This is a genomic window from Christiangramia sabulilitoris, assembly GCF_007050985.1.
Classification (GTDB): domain Bacteria; phylum Bacteroidota; class Bacteroidia; order Flavobacteriales; family Flavobacteriaceae; genus Christiangramia; species Christiangramia sabulilitoris.
Genome location: NZ_VHSF01000002.1, coordinates 46003 through 62227 on the forward strand (window position 1 = coordinate 46003; position 16225 = coordinate 62227).

Annotated in this window: 15 protein-coding genes; 2 read left to right on the plus strand and 13 right to left on the minus strand. The window is 34.1% G+C overall.

Annotation, left to right across the window (positions count from 1 at the left end):
• Positions 1 to 3: 3 nt before the first annotated feature.
• The 7 genes from FGM01_RS06725 to FGM01_RS06755 form a co-directional block, all read right to left on the minus strand.
• Positions 4 to 1158 carry a DegT/DnrJ/EryC1/StrS family aminotransferase gene (locus FGM01_RS06725; RefSeq protein WP_143410390.1) on the minus strand — a complete coding sequence of 385 codons (1155 nt, stop codon included), beginning with the start codon at positions 1156 to 1158 and terminating at the stop codon, positions 4 to 6.
• Positions 1151 to 1765 carry an acetyltransferase gene (locus FGM01_RS06730; protein WP_143410391.1) on the minus strand — a complete coding sequence of 205 codons (615 nt, stop codon included), beginning with the start codon at positions 1763 to 1765 and terminating at the stop codon, positions 1151 to 1153. Before FGM01_RS06730 ends, FGM01_RS06725 begins: the two co-directional genes overlap by 8 nt.
• Positions 1765 to 2370, minus strand: a complete 606-nt coding sequence (locus FGM01_RS06735) for a sugar transferase (protein ID WP_143410392.1) — start codon at positions 2368 to 2370, stop codon at positions 1765 to 1767. The genes FGM01_RS06730 and FGM01_RS06735 overlap by 1 nt, the downstream gene beginning before the upstream one ends.
• Positions 2371 to 2397: 27 nt before the next feature.
• Positions 2398 to 3561, minus strand: a complete 1164-nt coding sequence (locus tag FGM01_RS06740) for a glycosyltransferase family 4 protein (protein ID WP_243735776.1) — start codon at positions 3559 to 3561, stop codon at positions 2398 to 2400.
• 64 nt (positions 3562 to 3625) lie between these two features.
• Positions 3626 to 4855, minus strand: coding sequence for a hypothetical protein (locus FGM01_RS06745; RefSeq protein WP_208012716.1), 1230 nt, complete (start codon positions 4853 to 4855; stop codon positions 3626 to 3628).
• 211 nt (positions 4856 to 5066) lie between these two features.
• Positions 5067 to 6038 (minus strand): hypothetical protein, encoded by a 972-nt coding sequence (locus FGM01_RS06750; protein WP_143410393.1) that lies wholly within the window; start codon positions 6036 to 6038, stop codon positions 5067 to 5069.
• A gap of 202 nt (positions 6039 to 6240) precedes the next feature.
• Positions 6241 to 6804 carry a hypothetical protein gene (locus tag FGM01_RS06755; protein ID WP_143410394.1) on the minus strand — a complete coding sequence of 188 codons (564 nt, stop codon included), beginning with the start codon at positions 6802 to 6804 and terminating at the stop codon, positions 6241 to 6243.
• Positions 6805 to 7229: 425 nt separating this feature from the next.
• Here FGM01_RS06755 and FGM01_RS06760 point away from each other — a divergent pair, with 425 nt between their 5' ends.
• A complete protein-coding gene (locus FGM01_RS06760; protein ID WP_143410395.1) occupies positions 7230 to 7898 on the plus strand; it encodes an acetyltransferase in 669 nt (222 codons plus the stop codon).
• A complete protein-coding gene (locus FGM01_RS06765; RefSeq protein WP_143410396.1) occupies positions 7898 to 8836 on the plus strand; it encodes a glycosyltransferase family 2 protein in 939 nt (312 codons plus the stop codon). Before FGM01_RS06760 ends, FGM01_RS06765 begins: the two co-directional genes overlap by 1 nt.
• Here FGM01_RS06765 and FGM01_RS06770 read toward each other — a convergent pair.
• The 6 genes from FGM01_RS06770 to FGM01_RS06795 form a co-directional block, all read right to left on the minus strand.
• On the minus strand, positions 8816 to 9688 hold the full coding sequence (locus FGM01_RS06770; protein WP_143410397.1) for a glycosyltransferase family 2 protein: 873 nt from the start codon (positions 9686 to 9688) through the stop codon (positions 8816 to 8818). The two genes, FGM01_RS06765 and FGM01_RS06770, sit on opposite strands and share 21 nt — an antisense overlap.
• Complete coding sequence (locus FGM01_RS06775; RefSeq protein WP_143410398.1) at positions 9681 to 10646, minus strand: polysaccharide deacetylase family protein; 966 nt, start codon at positions 10644 to 10646, stop codon at positions 9681 to 9683. The genes FGM01_RS06770 and FGM01_RS06775 overlap by 8 nt, the downstream gene beginning before the upstream one ends.
• A gap of 30 nt (positions 10647 to 10676) precedes the next feature.
• On the minus strand, positions 10677 to 11876 hold the full coding sequence (locus tag FGM01_RS06780) for a hypothetical protein (protein ID WP_143410399.1): 1200 nt from the start codon (positions 11874 to 11876) through the stop codon (positions 10677 to 10679).
• A gap of 3 nt (positions 11877 to 11879) precedes the next feature.
• Complete coding sequence (locus FGM01_RS06785) at positions 11880 to 12818, minus strand: GNAT family N-acetyltransferase (RefSeq protein ID WP_143410400.1); 939 nt, start codon at positions 12816 to 12818, stop codon at positions 11880 to 11882.
• Between the two features lie 10 nt (positions 12819 to 12828).
• Positions 12829 to 13944 (minus strand): glycosyltransferase, encoded by a 1116-nt coding sequence (locus FGM01_RS06790; RefSeq protein ID WP_143410401.1) that lies wholly within the window; start codon positions 13942 to 13944, stop codon positions 12829 to 12831.
• 70 nt (positions 13945 to 14014) lie between these two features.
• Positions 14015 to 16225: a glycosyltransferase gene (locus FGM01_RS06795; protein ID WP_143410402.1), complete on the minus strand. Its 2211-nt coding sequence runs from the start codon at positions 16223 to 16225 to the stop codon at positions 14015 to 14017.

Sequence of the window (16225 nt, forward strand, 5' to 3'; positions counted from 1 at the left end):
AATCTATTTTTTCAAACAATCCAAGATCGCATTTTTAATTCGATCCCTGTCATTATCTGAAAGATTAGAACCACTTGGCAAACATAAGCCTTTTTTGAAAATATCTTCAGCCAAACCAGTACCGTAGAAAGGATATCCTTCAAAAACAGGTTGCATGTGCATTGGTTTCCAAAGTGGACGACTTTCAATATTCTCCGCTTCCAATGATAATCTTAAATCTTCCCGACTTATACCATTTGTTTTACTTTCCTCCACCTCAATAACGGTTAGCCAATGATTACTATAAAAATCGTTAGTTGGCTCTTTATGTACCTCCACACCTTCAATAGAATCGAATAAATTTACATAAAAATGAAACATCTCCCTTCGGGCAGCCACTCTTTCAATCAAAACTTCCATTTGTCCCCGACCTATTCCTGCAGAAATATTGCTTAACCTGTAATTATAACCCACCTGGCTATGCTGGTAATGTGGAGCATCATCTCTGGCCTGTGTAGCTAAAAACACAGCTTTTTGCTTTTCTTCCAAAGATCGGGTCACTAATGCGCCACCACCAGAGCTTGTAATTATTTTATTACCGTTAAATGAAAGAATTGAATATTTACCAAATGTCCCACAATTTCTTCCTTTATACGTGCTCCCTAATGCTTCAGCACTATCTTCAACAACAGGAATATCATACTTTGCTGAAATTTCCGCTATTTCGTCAACCTTATAAGGAGTTCCGTATAGATGTACTGCAATGATTGCTTTCGGTTTTTTTCCCTGTGAAATCCTGTCCTGAATGGCCAGTTCTAATTGTTTTGGACAAATGTTCAGGGTAGCTCTTTCACTATCAACAAATACAGGGGTTGCTCCCAGATACATTATTGGATTTGCTGATGCAGCAAAAGTCATACTTTGACATATGACCTCATCACCACGCTGAACTCCCAGTAATATTAGCGCTAAATGCAATGCGGCCGTGCCTGAACTTAGTGCGGCAACTTCAATTTTACCTGATCCATTCGAATTAAGGTAGCTTTTAATATCCTCCTCAAAACCATTCACATTAGGACCTAACGGTGCAATCCAATTATCATCAAACGCGGCGTTTATATATTCCAGTTCTGTTCTTCCCATATGCGGTGAAGACAGCCAGATCTTTTCTTTATTCATTTTCAACCCTATTATATTTTATAATTCTTCCCGGGCTACCCACCACTACTGCATAATCGGGAATATCATTTATAATTACAGCACCTGCACCTACAGTTACCCATTTACCAATACTCACTCCCGGAATTACAGTAGCTCCTGCACCTATCTGAGTACCTTCTCCAATATTTACATTCCCGGTTATTGTAGCCCCGGGAGAAACATGTACGAAATCACTAAAATTTGCATCATGCTCAATTATAGCTCCGGTATTAATTATACAATGATCTCCTATTATTGAGGAAGAATTAATTGTAGCATTAGGCATCACTACAGATCCATTACCAATCTTAATATCTTCCGAAATAATCGCAGATGGATGAACTATAGCTTTAATAAATGGATTTGAAACTTTTTCAACAATTTTTTTTCTTATCCTATTATTTCCTACGGCAGCGATCACCTCTTTACCGGTCATTTCCTCTGTAAAACTATGGAAGACATTCAAACCCTTGATATTTATTATTGAAGGGTCATCATCAATTATAAAATCTATAGCCTGGCTATTAATAGAATTAACAATATCTATGATAACTTTCCCATGTCCGCTGGCGCCATATATGATCATCAGTTCTTTCCGTTAAAAGGTTCTGTTGTGGCCATATTTTTAGTATTTATTCCCTCTGAAATCAATACTTTCTTTATGGTTTTAAATAATATCCTTAAATCTAAAGCAAAAGAAATATTTTCTACATACCAAACGTCATATTCAAATTTCTGGGTCCAACTTATGGCATTTCGCCCATTTATTTGAGCCCAACCGGTAATCCCAGGCTTAACTTCATGCCTTTTCCTTTGTTCCCTGTTATACAGACTTAAATACTGCGGAAGTAAAGGTCTTGGTCCAATAAGACTCATATCACCCTTAAACACATTAATTAATTGGGGGATTTCATCTATAGAAAATTTTCTAACCAATTTCCCAATAACCGTTAACCTATCTGAATCTGGCAATAATTTTCCGGATCTATCCTTTGCATCAGTCATCGTCCGGAATTTTATTATTTTAAAAATCTTTCCGTGTTTTCCAGGTCTTTCCTGGAAAAAAAATGGCTTACCATTATTAGCAAAGGCCAGCAGTACGGTAAAAATTAGTAATAACGGACTTAAAATAACTAAGCCTATCAGAGCTACGAAAAAATCAATAATAGGTTTCAGGTATTTTTTATACATTAAATAAATCTTTTCGCAGCGGCGAATTTAATCATGTTTATAGAGGCCTTCTAATTCTTTGTATTCTTTTAACAATAATTGCCAAAACTGAGCACGTTCATAATTATCCTGAATTATTTTCCGGCTATTTGCAATTAAGTTTTCTCTTAAATTTTCATCCAGTACCAAGGTTTTCATTGCTGTCTTCAAACCTTCTTCACTTTTCACCTCTACAATAATCCCATTAACGCCATCTTTCACTATCTCGTTACAACCGTTAATATTAGTAACAATCACGGGTAAACTCATTGCATTAGCCTGCATCACTACGTTAGGAAATCCCTCCCGGTAACTTGGAAATGCTAAAATATTTGCAATAGAGAAATACGGCCGAACATCGGTCTGGTAACCTGTAGTAATTATTTTTTTATGCGACTTAATCGTTTCGTAAACATCAGGTAATAGAGGATCAAGTTCCTTTTCAAACGGCCCAACCAATAACAGCGTGATATTATCGATTTCAGAATTCAGCTTTTCGAACGCCTTCACCAATTCATTAATCCCTTTTTCAGTTACCAGGCGCCCCACAAAGATAAATACCAGATCATCTTGCGGAATATTCAATTCCTTTCTTAAAATCCGTTGATCATCCTCTGAAAATTTTGCAGGATCGAAATAATTGGTATCTATACCATTGGAGCTACCCTTGCCTAAAACCTTCAACTTCTCTTCCCTGGCATATCCCGATTTAAAACAAATCCTTTTTAATTCCACAGAGTTTGGATATACCCTGGTGGCAAGCTTATAAGTTAATTTTTCTACCAGATCCAGGATTTTTCTTTTTAGACCCCTGGTCTCCAGAAGAGGTAAACCAGCGACAGTGTGTAAACGGATAGGGACACCGGCAAGGCTAGCAGCCAACATTCCAATTATTCCGGCTTTAGGTGTATGAGTATGCACAATAAGAGGTTTCTCTTTTTTCAGAAACCAAAATAACCGCAGAACGGCCTTTAAATCCCGGATAGGCGTTATAGCACGGGTCATTTCAACATGAAAGGTATCAACTTTATTCTTCAGCCCATATTGCACTAAACGATCCTTTTCAGCTGAAACCGCTATAACCTCATAATAGTTATTCATGTAAGTCAACTGTCCTTCCAGTAATTTCTCTAAAGACAAGGGAATTGTCGTAATTCTAACCAGTTTTTGCACTCACAGTAAATTTGGATATCGGCAAAGCTAATATTTTTATAGCGTTTTACCTTCTGATTAAATATCAGGTTGTAACAATCTTTCTTGATTTAGAAGAATTCAGAATATGCAACCTTCTTTTTACTTCTTCAGATTTGTCATAAGCCAGGAAATAATAAATAACAAAGAACATAAAATACATGATCATCGTTTTTTGTCTAATCATGATCCCAAGATTGGACATAATAAAGGTCATGGCAACAGAAGTTGAAAGAAAGATCATCAAACAGGTCTTTACATGAGAAGGTGCATTTTTCCAGAATTTGAAAAAATTAAGGCGAAAGATCTTTCCAAAAAGTAACAGATAAATAAGATTTTCAATAGATACTATTATTCCAAGAAATCCCGGAGCATCCAGAAAAAGTGGCCTAAACCAAAAAGTAAGAACTTTTTCCAGCAAACTATACCCGGCCATATTTACTCCAGAATTTGCTTCACTAAGGTTTTGTGACCTGTTGTCAGAAAATTGCATAAAATCGGCAACCAGAGTTGTAGAATCCCCAAGATTTACAACGGAAAGGATCTGATCTTTAAGTATCAGTATACCGACCATTACTATTGATGTCAATAAAACTTTATATCTCAGAGCTATAATGTTTTTCCCGAAATACAGCCCGTATAACCCGCCGGCGCAGAGAAGCAGAAACATATGCGGCCTTATAGCGAAAACCAGTAAAGAGGAAAACAGGAGTCCTAATATCCGAGCTCTTGGCTTATTCAATGAAAATGCAAAAAGCATTAATCCAAAAAAGATCAGCGCTCCTTTCCCTAGACTTGCAGACCAGAAGTGCATATTCGGGAAGAATAATACTAAGGTTAGCAGATCTACCTTTTTAAAAACCCGAACTTTGACATTAATATTTTCTTTAAAAAATAGAAAGCCGAGAACAAAACCCCAATACCCAATCCAGGTAAATAGAAGCATCATCAATTCAAACGAAAATTCAAAATAATTGATAAAGGGATACGAAAAGAAATCAATAAAAGTGGTTTCAGTTCCAAAAAGCTGAAACCAACTCCCTTCGAAGTTATCTGCTCTGGAGAAATAAGCCTTACTATCAGATCGATGGGACAAAGTATAGACATAATAAATAATTCCAAAACCAATATGGTAAAAGAAAAGCCAGTTCATTTTCACCTTTGGCAAAAAATGGAATTTCGAATGAAGATAAGCCAGTATTTTCTGGTTGACCTCAAACAAAAATGGAATCAGCATCAAGGCTTCTAAAATCCGGAAAATTAATTGGTATTCCATAGTTCAATGATTGAACATGGATTTTGCAAATAGCCTGCCATTTATGAATTGATCATAAAATCAGATTTTTTACTATGTCTATCTTATTTGACTTCGTTGTTTCTGTCGAAAATTTCCTCAAAATTGTGGATTGAAACCATTTTAAAATAAGAAATACTGGGAAAAAAAAGACCGTCAATGCTGACGGTCTTTTTTTTCAATATTTTTTTAGTTAATCTGCAATTACTCTTACTGTAAGGTTCACTGAATCTGAACAATCCCCATCTGTAATAGTATATGTAGTAGTATAATCACCAAGTTTAGATTCCCGATTAGGATCGTTAAACGCACTGATTAAGTTCCAGATGGATGGATCAAATGAACCATTTCCTGGCACACCTCTCTCTAGTAGACTTAGATAAAGTTTTCTCACCTCATCCCAACTTTCAATCGCTGCAGCCTGACTTACGGTCATTTCGATTAAATTGTCTTGGCCAGCATTAATTTCACATAAGGGTTCATCTAACTTATCTGGAATTACAATGATTGTTAGCTTGACTGAATCTGAACAGTCGCCTTGTTCTATTGTATACGTAGTGGAGTAATCACCTAATTTCACCTCATTATTTCTAAATGCATTTATCAAATTCCAGATTGTAGGATCAAAAGTTCCATCCCTTGGAATTCCCTGAGCTAAAAGGCTCAAATAAAGTTTTCTTACTTCGTCCCAACTTTCTATTGCCGACGCTTCAGAAAGTTCTATCTCCAAAGAAGCATCAGGCCCAGCGGTAAAAGCTTCACAATTATTCGCATCGTCAGCTGGATCTGGCACAACATTTACAGTTAAAACAACTGAATCTGAACAATCTCCATTCAACGAATAGGTAGTTGAATACTCTCCAATTCCTTTCGCTTGAAATTCCCTGATAATATCCCAAATTCTAGGATCGAAAGTTCCATTTCGGGAAACACCAGGTTGAAGAAGACTTAAATATAGCTTTCGCACTTCATCCCAGCTTTCTATGGCAGAAGCTTCAGAAAATGTGATAGTCTTAGCAGCATCTATTCCGGCACAACCGGCATCAGTAATTCCGGCATCAACACTTTCTACCGGATTAGTTATTAAGTCTTCTTCTATTGGATCAATACTACAGCCAATAAAAAGAACACATAAAATTAATTGAAAAAATAATTTTGTTTTCATATTGAATAAAGTTTAGAATGGTTACTCAAATGTAATTCAACAAAAATCAGTTTTTCAACAATTTCGATATGTAACTAGAATACTTGTTAAATAAGAGAATAAGTCTTACTTTAAGATTTCATTTGAAAGTATTAATCTTTAATTTGTAGTACAAATTTTATAATTCTAAACCTATAATTTTTCTGCGTATTTTAATTCCTTTTTACTGCGAATCCGGCACCACACGAAGAATTAGATTAGTAGAATCTGAGCAACTTCCAGTTCCTAAGGTATAGGTTGTAGGATAATCTCCTAACTGAGTTTCTCTACTTGGATCATTAAAATCATAGATTAAATCCCAAATACTTGGTTTATACACCCCATCCTTTTTATTCACGCCGGAATCCAGCATAGATGCATACGTTTTTCTAACTTCATCCCAGCTGGGTAATGCCTGTGCTTCTGACAAAGTAATTTCACGAATTTGATCTGTACCAGCATAATTTTTAAAATTTTCTATCTGGTAGGTAAAATAAAATTTCCCATTAGTTAATGTTTCGTCTGTAGCAAAATGTTCCTCTCTATTTTTTCCCTTTCCAAATTGTGCTACCGCACTAATCATAATTTCCTCGCCAACAGCAATATTAAGATCTTTGAAATTAAATCTCAATATTACTTCATCTACTGCCTTGTCTACAGATTCAGAATAATAAAATTCAGAAGGATTCAATTGACCATTCCCTTTCTTGGGAAAATCTGCCAGATCTTTGGCAAAATGAATGCTCATTTTATTTAAAGATTTTGAGCTTATTTTATTAACCCTTACCTCTAAATAATCGTAAAAATTTCGGACTGTTATTATAGCTTCTTGCCCAAACTCCAGATCGTAAACACTACACCCATCTATATTAGATATAAGGTTAACCTCGGATATTTTCATGTCATCCAAACTTTCCTGGTCCGAAGTGCAGGAATACAAGGCCATAATAAATGACAACATCATCAATCTTTTCATAATTAGCTGGTTATAAGTTAGATTATGAAATTTAGCAGATATGACCGATAGAACAAATTAAATCCTATTTAATTCGTTGAAAAGTTATTTTAGCATGGTAGAATACACGGATGGCGTATTCCATATGATATTTTTTGACTAAACTTGTCCTAGACTTAAAAATTCGTCGGTACTTTCAGAAATAGCAAAAATCTAATATGAAATCTAAATTATTAATTTACGGAATTGGAAAATTCGCCGAGTATCTGGCATTTCTGTTTAATAATGATTCCAAATACCAAGTTATTGGATATTGTATCGAAGAAAATTATTTAAAAAGTAATAAAGTTAAAAGTATAATTAATAACCTACATGTTTATTCATTTGAGAATGTCACGAATGAAATAACTGATGATTTCGATATTTTTATAGCCATAGGAAACAATGACATTCGAGCAAGAATCTTTAAAAAAGCTATTGAGTTGAATTTAAGTTTCGCCAATTATGTATCTTCAAAAGCGACGATCTGGGAAAATTTTGACAACGCTAGAAACATTTTTATTGGTGAAGGATCGATCATTCAGCCTTATGTAAATATTGGTGACAACACCTTTATTATAGGTGGACGAATTGGTCATCATTGCAATATAGGTAATCATGTGCTAATGACCGGCAATACTATTGGAGGGAATGCGACCATCGGAAATTTTTGCTATTTAGGTATGAATTCTACCATTAAGCAAAATTTGGCAATCGCTCAGAATACGGTTATAGGTATGGGATGTAATTTGGAAAAAAACACAAATCCTTACGAAGTTTATTCTAATAAAGGAACCACAATTAGAAAAGTTGATTCCAAACAACTCGGCAATAGATTTTTAAAGTAATGGATTTTAGACAATTCCAGGAACGTTATCAAAAATCACCAGTTGAACATTATAAACATAGCAAAGCTAATGATATATTAGTTAGCGTATTGGTACAAACTTATAACCACGAAAAATACATTGCAGAATGTCTCGATTCAATAATCAAACAAGAAACCAGTTTTAATTTTGAAATTATTGTTGGAGAGGATGATTCTACAGATAAAACTCGTTCAATTTGTTTTGATTATGCAAGTAAATATCCTGAAAGAATTAGGTTAATATTACATAGTTCAGAAAACAAAATAAAAGTTAATGGAATCGGAACAGGAAACTTCAATGCTATATATAATTTCTATGCAGCAAAAGGCAAATATATAGCCTTTTGTGAAGGTGATGATTTTTGGACAGATCCCTTTAAGCTTCAGAAGCAGGTGGACTTTTTAGCTCAGAATGAAAACTTTTCATTCTGCTATCATCAATTTATTGAAAAGCCAACTTATGATGTAATGGATTTTATTCCTCTGGATCAACCAAAATTTGATCTTAGCAGTGAAGATATAATTAACCTCAAGTCCCATCCACAGTTATCTACAGTTTGTTTCAGAAAAATATTTCCACAACTTCCGGAGGAAATATTAAAAGTTATTAATGTAGATAGCTTCATATTAAGCATCCTTGGTAATTATGGTCCAGCTAAGTTCTTAGGCGAAATAACTCCAAATATGTACCGAAGACATAGCGAAGGAATCTGGACAAAGAATGAGAGAGTTCTACAATTGCAGCTTAAAGCGAAAACTTTTAAAAACTTGCTGGAATATTATCGAAGTGAACAAAAAACTGAAGCGGCAAGAGGAATTGATAGGTATCTGCGTAATATTAACCGGAGTTTATTTATTCTTTATATAAAAAGGAAAAATATATATTCAGCATTGAAGTTAACACGAGATATTTTTTAGGCCCAGTTTCTTTAATTGATAATGAAGAATTTTTAAAAATGGTTTAAAATAAAAAGGTCTTTTTTTAAAGGCCAATTTAAAAAACTCATAGGCTTCTTCTCTCCTCTTTAGTCTTTCATTCAAATAACCAATCTGATATAATAACCTTGAATGTGAAAGTGAATCTTCAGAATAAATTTTCGCATGCTTTTGTAATAAATACTGTAAAGATTTTAATTTGGAACTAGGTTCACTATTCGGGCGACAGCCCAGATTAATATTATATTCAAGATATATAGAAGGTAGAGTTATAGTTTTTAAGTCTGGAAGATGAGCAATTCGCATCCCCATTTCAAAGTTCTCCCCAAATATAATATTAGGATCAAATCCACCTACAGACTCAAGAATTACTTTCCGGTAACATACACTTCCAGACAAAAAACTTCCCCTTATTCCATTATATATTTTTTCGAGTTTTCTAGGTTTCCAGATGGATGTAGTTTCTCCCGATTTTTTTTTAACCTCCCAGAAAATAAGATCATATTTTTTATGGTCCAAGAAAGTAAGATCCCGAATTAGATCTGGATAAAATTTATCATCTGAATCTAAAAAAATAATATGATCAGAAGATGCCAGTTTAATTCCATGGTTACGAGCCATGGAAACACCTGAATGCTGCTGATATACGTATTTGATCTTATCGTTTACTAAAAACTTCTGAATTTCACCTTTGGTATTATCAGTTGAACCATCGTCTATAATTATTAAATTCCAGTTATCTACAGACTGATTTATAATACTTAATATTGCTTTAGAAATCTGCTGGGCTCTGTTATAGGTCGGAATTATTATGGAAAAGTCAAATTCAGACACCTTTCAAAATATTATTTATCCCTTTCATAGAAAGAGATTGAAATCCATATTTATTTTTACAATCTAAAAAGTGCTTTAAGATTAATTCTAAATCCTGAAGATTTTTCCTAGGATTATTACCGAAGTTATGAGGATGCCACCATAAATGATAAACCTTAGCATTTCGCGCTGCATAAGTTATTTCGTCTATAATTCTTTTCATTTTTAGTTTATCTAAAAGCGGCTTTCCGGTATAAGGCCTGAGTAATCTACTGGCAGGCTGAACACTCACTTGAAATTTACAATCAATATCTGAAAACTTATAGGGTTTATCCTTTTTTCCTAAATAAGCATCTCCCGTCCGGAATATTTTTTGTTGTAGAGAATCATTTTCAGTATCTTTCCAATACCAGGTCTCTGGATTAGAGCGCACACTTTTGATCCCAAAATCACTACAAATTTTAAGATAATTAGTGTTTAACTGATTTCGTGGAAAAACAAGGGAATCTAAATCGACACCAAAATTTCTTGCCATCTTGATGGCAGTGTTCATATCAGCAGAAAAACTATCTGCATTTTGCCCATCTTCTCTACAATAATAATGTGAATAGGTGTGAGTTGCTAATTCCTGATTTGCTGTTTCAATAATTTGTTTAACTAACTTAGGAGCAAAACATAAATCTTCGGTTTCTTTTTCTTGGATACTTTTTCCGAAAGTATAGGCAGATAAATTTTTATTGAAATATTCAGGTAAGTAATCTGGAATATTTTCATTCCATTCTTCCCAGTTTTCATTACAAAGCATTCCTACTGTAGCCCAGGTGCAATGAATATTATAATCTTCAAAAAGCCGTAGGATTTCAGGAATAAGACTGCGGGTATTTTGAAAATATTTTATTCTATCTCTCCATTCAACCTTATCAAAAACTCCCCAAAGCAATTCGAAATCAAGTGAAATTACTAAAGCTCCATTTCCCATTTACGTATAATATATATCTATAATTTTAAATTAACTGACTCCCAATTCCCTGCTCTTTAAAATTTTATTTTTCCTTTTTTTCAACATAACTATCCTGTCGTATTTCTTCTGAGCCAAATAATAATAAATTACAAAAAATAAAAAGTACATAACCATCGACTTCTGACGCATAATTATTCCCAGATTAGACATAACGAAAGACATCGCCAGCGAAGCAAGGAAGAAAACAGTAAGGCTCATTTTTACAGTTACCGGTGATTTCTTTAAAAATTTAAGGAAATCCTTTTTCAGTATTCTTATAAATAACAGTAAATAAATTAGGTTTTCAACTGAAACAATGAGTCCTAGCATTCCCGGTGCATCAAAAAATAATGGCCTAAACCAAAATGTAAATAGTTTTACTGGCAAGGGGTAATCTACCATATCCACTCCCGAACCTGATTTTGCCAGCTCCCCCCCTCTGTCTTCTGAAAAATCTTCAAATCCTTGAACCAAATTCTCAGATTCATCTAAACCGGCCATTCCGAGAATAGTGTCCTGCACCATAATCAAGCTACCAATCATTCCAATATAGATTAACATTTTTTTCCAAAATGCAATTTTCTCTTTACCTGTCATATATCCTAACACGGTACCCGCCGCAACAAATAAGAACACGTGCGGCCTAATATAATATATTAATACAGAGGCAAGAATGAGAGTAAACCACCTGGATTTAGGTTCCTTAATCGCATAAGCGAACATCATTAAACCCATAAATATTGGAGCGCCCTTACCTAAAGAGGCTGTCCAAAAATGCATATTTGGAAGAAATAAGACAAGAATTAAAAAATCTAATTTGAAGACTTTTAATTTTATTGGTATGTTTTCTCTAAAGAACAAGTATGCATAAAGAAAGCCTATATATCCAAACCAGGCATAAAGAACCATCATCATTTCATAATTAAAACCTAAAACATTAATAAAAGGCCAGGACATAAAATCAATGAAAGTTGTACTGGTTCCGAAATACTCCCCCCAGGCACCATATTGAGGACGTGAATAGTATAATCGGGAATCGGAATTATTAAATAAAGCGTAAGTGTAATAAACTATGAAAAAAAACAAATGATAAAGAAATAATGTATTCATCAGTTTTTTCGAAAAGAACTTATGTTTTTTCGAAAAAGTGCTGTACATCATTTGATTGATGACAAATAGTGCTAACATTAAAACTAAAGCTCCAAGCATTAACTAGAATAATTCAAGATCCCCAAGGCTATACTCCCAGGATTTAAATTTTAAAAACATATTTTGATCAAGGTTTTCATCAATTAGTTTAAAGGTTAAAACAGGTCCAAGACCCCCACTTAAACTTCTTTTAAAAATAGTACCTTCCAAAGGAACATTCAAGCTAACAAACTGGACCCCAAATTTTTTAGCCCAATTCATTATAATTTTTTTAATCGTCTTTCTAGAAGCATCTTTTGTAAACAACAACTCCGAAATACGAAACTCTTTGAAATTTTTATGAATTTTCACATAGCCAGCAATAAAATATTCAGAATTTGATTTTATAAAATAGGATTGCATTGGGTTATTTACATATCTCCAATTTAAATAACTCTCCCCTTTTGGTGTGAAAACCTTATCCGACCCTATAAGATCCTCATTCCATTTATCCAGATCTAAAAATTCATTTGGTACGTCATTACTGAAATTTTGCATTATTTCTTTCTCCTTTTTCCAGTAAAAAGGGTTCACGGGTATTACATGAATTCTTAACTTAGAAATTTCTTTCCATCCCATTTTAAGATACCCCGGCTTACTCTGGGCATTTGGGGTGTTAAAAACGAAATGATCCCCACGTTCCTTCCCCATAGCCAGAGCATTTAGAGTTAGTTTTTTAAAAATTCCCTTACCCTGATGATCAGGATGTGTTGCAGTATCTACCGCTCTGAAAGCAGAGTACACTTTATCCCCCTTCTGCCAATTCCATCGCATAAAAGCCCGTACTCCAATGATCTCATTTTTTTCTTCTGCTACCAGAATTAAAGACTCCCCAAATGGATTATCTATATGTTTATATCTCCAAACCTTTTCGGTTTTTTCAGAAGATCCTTCTCCCAGACTGGCTTTCAAAACTTTAATAATATCTGGTATATCACTTTGACTAGCTTCCCTAATATTCATACTGCTATTATTAGTGCTCAAGTTTAGCCTGATTACTGTATAATTCTTCCAGCTCCTTAACCATTATATTTAAACTGAACTTTGCTCTCACACGGTCTCTTGCAGCCCTTTTAAATTTAGTGAGACTATCAGGGTTTTTTATCATTTTCTGAACAAGCACTTCTAATTTCCCCAACTCATTCGTCTCACAAACAAGACCATCTATTTTATTCCTTACTACTTCTTTAATACCTCCAGCATTTGTAGAAACTATTGCACACTCCATACTCATTGCTTCCAGCAGTGCTATAGGCAGACCTTCAAAAGAAGAACTCATCATAAAAACATCCATGACTTCAAAATAAGGCTTCACATCTGTTTTAAGGCCAGGAAAAAAGACTTTATTTTCTAATCCAAGACTTTTCCATTCTTTCTTTATCTCATCTTCCAGGGGGCCGGCACCAATAATTAAACCATATACATTTGAATTCCTGTCGCTTATAGTTTTAAATACCCGTAACCATTCAATTAATCGCTTTTGAAATCTAAAAACAGCGACATTACCAATAACTAAAGCATCCGCTGGAATTCCCAGTTCCTGCTTGGTCCTTAAAGATCCTGATTTTATAAAAGCATCAGTATTTACTCCATTTAAAACTGTTTTTACCGGAATGTCTGGGCTAATATTTTTCGATATAGAAAGTGTCACATCTTCCGATACTCCTATAGCCATTGACTGACTGTTAAATGAATATTTATTTAAAATTTTAGTAACGGGATGATAGCGTTCCTGCATATTATGTTCACTATAAATCACCGGAATATTTGTTCTCCAATGTACCAGACGCCCGGCAAAACCTGCCCATGGAAGATGACAGTGGATCAGATCTATTTTGTGCTCTTTACAATATCCAATAATTTTTTTATACTGCGTTAACAAACGGATATTATCCTTCGCTTCAAAACAGGTAACCTTTCCACCAGCCTCCTTAATTGCCTCAACCATTTGATCTTTCCAGGATAGAAAGTAGATATAATGAAACTCAAATTTTTCCTTATCATGCAGCTTTAAGGTTTCTGGCAATAACATTTCAGCCCCCCCTCTTCCCAATGATTTTATAATATGAAGTATCCTGATTTTTTTCATAGAAAGGCAAAGTTAACCGAATTGCAACCTCTATCAATTAATTAAAAAAAAATTAGTAAAATATTCTTTTTCAGAAATGATAATAATAGGTATCCTGAAAACGCTTTGCAATTTCAGAATTGAAATATATTGATTCTACCTTTTTTCTGGCATTTTCAATGATCTCCAGATTAGGACTATGTAAGATTTCTAGAACTGAATTAATGAAATCTTCTTGATTATTAGCAGTTACTATTATTCCGGTTTCCTCGTTTACTATTTCTGAAATCCCCCCAACATCATATGCAACTACAGGTGTTTCGCAAAACATGCTTTCCAGTAAGACACCAGGCAAACCTTCAATTATACTAGGTAGAATCAGGACATTTGCCGCTTTAATATAAGGAAGAGGATCAGTGACAAAACCATAAAAAGAAATCTTATCTTCCAGTTCCCTTTTGCTTACAAGTTTTTCAATTTTTGATCTTAAGGGGCCATCTCCCAAAAGGTGTAAATGGGCATCTGGATATTTTTCTAAAATCTTTTCAAAAATATTGATTAAGCCTTCATGATTCTTTTCAAAAGTAAAACCTCCTACATGAATTATATGTTTCTTTCCAAAAGGTTCTAATTTCTCTGGCATTATCGTTTTAGAATTCTCAATACCAATGGGTATCGTTACAGCTTTATTTTTTAAAACCGGGAAGTTTGCAACTATATCATGCTTTGATACATTGGATACTGAAATTACCTGATCAACCTGATTATAAAGGAAGTTATTGAATTTCTTCTGAAAATTGCTTTTTAAATACCTTCCAACTTCGCTAGCATTTCTAAAAACAATCGGGACCTTCCAATTATATACTTTTTTAGAAAAGACTGCATATTTTAAAGTATCACCTGCATTTGCCTGAACTATATCGGGTAAAAAATTTAGAATAATCTCATTAAGTTTTTTCCAGGCCTTTAAATCAAAAAGCCTTCTGTTGGAAGAAGCTCCTAGTGACTCTATTTCTCCCTTCCATGGCAGATCTGTTTTTCCAGAAAATACAGAAACTATTTTCACAGTATTACCCAGGCTATCCTGATGATTCGCTAATTGACATGCAAAGGTCTCAGCTCCTCTATTTTGAGGTCTTTGTATTAAATGCAGGATACGTAAGCGATCTTTTTTATGGTGCTTTTTTATCCTGAAATAAAAATTCTGATAATCAGAAATTCTTTTTTTTAATTCAAACTTATGGACAGCCTGTCTGCGCGCATTCTCTCCAAGTTTATTATACTTCTTTGGATCCTTAAGAACTTTTATTATAGCATCTGAGAGTTCAGAAATATTCCCTTTTTCATATATTAAAGCCGATTCCTCATCAACGCATTCAAGATTTTCCGGGATGTCAGAGCAAATAATAGTTTTCCCGGACATCATTGCTTCTATTAGAGCTCCAGGCAGACCTTCAGAATATGATGGATACAAAAACACATCTGCTTTAAGAAGTAATTTATTAATATTATCTATACGGCCAAGGAAATGGATGTAAGGCTCTAACTTTAATCTTTTAACTTCCCTTTCAAGATGTGTCCTGTATGGTCCGTGACCAGCAAAAACAAGTGAAACATCTCCACATTCTCTTAAAACCTTAGGCATAGCCTTTAAAAGATCATTCTGACCTTTAAGCTGGATTAGACGACTTACATTGAGGAGAATAATTCTTTGATTATTAAGATATGGAAATTTTCCATTTTTTTTATCAGGGTCAAATTTAGAGCTATCTCTTCCCCTATAAATAACCTCGACCTTATCCTTTTCAATATTTAGAGCTTTTCCAGTTTGTGTTTTTATAGTATGTGAATTGGAAATAAAATAATCTACATATTTCACACTTCGCCGATCAAGCTCAAAGAAATAATTTAGTTTTAATTTGTCTATGGCATTTTTTCCTCTAAGTCTTTCAGGAGAATAAGCATTACTTACAAAACTACCAACAAGGCAAATAGCAGGAATTTTCTTTTTAAGTTTTCTGGCAATAATTTCAGAACGAAATAATGTAGCATGTACAATATCAGGCCTTTCCCGGTAATAAATAGGAATTAATTTATCCAGCGCCTTATTGAATGCGTACTTATCTTCTAAATCCAGTGAGTATACCTTTATCCCTGCCTGCTCCAGATGGGGCTTCAACATATCTCCCTGATAGATATGCACAAAGACAGGTGTTACTTCTGTAAAACCCCTGGCAATTTCAACCAGACTCTTTTCAGCTCCGTATCCCTCTAAAGTATCTATCAAAAAAAGTACCTTCAT

Coding starts and splice junctions, on each gene's coding strand:
- FGM01_RS06790 (WP_143410401.1), bottom strand. CDS start 13,944: ATGAAAAAAATCAGGATACTTCATATTATAAAATCATTGGGAAGAGGG.
- FGM01_RS06745 (WP_208012716.1), bottom strand. CDS start 4,855: ATGGAATACCAATTAATTTTCCGGATTTTAGAAGCCTTGATGCTGATT.
- FGM01_RS06730 (WP_143410391.1), bottom strand. CDS start 1,765: ATGATCATATATGGCGCCAGCGGACATGGGAAAGTTATCATAGATATT.
- FGM01_RS06760 (WP_143410395.1), top strand. CDS start 7,230: ATGAAATCTAAATTATTAATTTACGGAATTGGAAAATTCGCCGAGTAT.
- FGM01_RS06725 (WP_143410390.1), bottom strand. CDS start 1,158: ATGAATAAAGAAAAGATCTGGCTGTCTTCACCGCATATGGGAAGAACA.
- FGM01_RS06795 (WP_143410402.1), bottom strand. CDS start 16,225: ATGAAGGTACTTTTTTTGATAGATACTTTAGAGGGATACGGAGCTGAA.
- FGM01_RS06785 (WP_143410400.1), bottom strand. CDS start 12,818: ATGAATATTAGGGAAGCTAGTCAAAGTGATATACCAGATATTATTAAA.
- FGM01_RS06765 (WP_143410396.1), top strand. CDS start 7,898: ATGGATTTTAGACAATTCCAGGAACGTTATCAAAAATCACCAGTTGAA.
- FGM01_RS06750 (WP_143410393.1), bottom strand. CDS start 6,038: ATGAAAACAAAATTATTTTTTCAATTAATTTTATGTGTTCTTTTTATT.
- FGM01_RS06775 (WP_143410398.1), bottom strand. CDS start 10,646: ATGGGAAATGGAGCTTTAGTAATTTCACTTGATTTCGAATTGCTTTGG.
- FGM01_RS06780 (WP_143410399.1), bottom strand. CDS start 11,876: ATGCTTGGAGCTTTAGTTTTAATGTTAGCACTATTTGTCATCAATCAA.
- FGM01_RS06735 (WP_143410392.1), bottom strand. CDS start 2,370: ATGTATAAAAAATACCTGAAACCTATTATTGATTTTTTCGTAGCTCTG.
- FGM01_RS06755 (WP_143410394.1), bottom strand. CDS start 6,804: ATGAGCATTCATTTTGCCAAAGATCTGGCAGATTTTCCCAAGAAAGGG.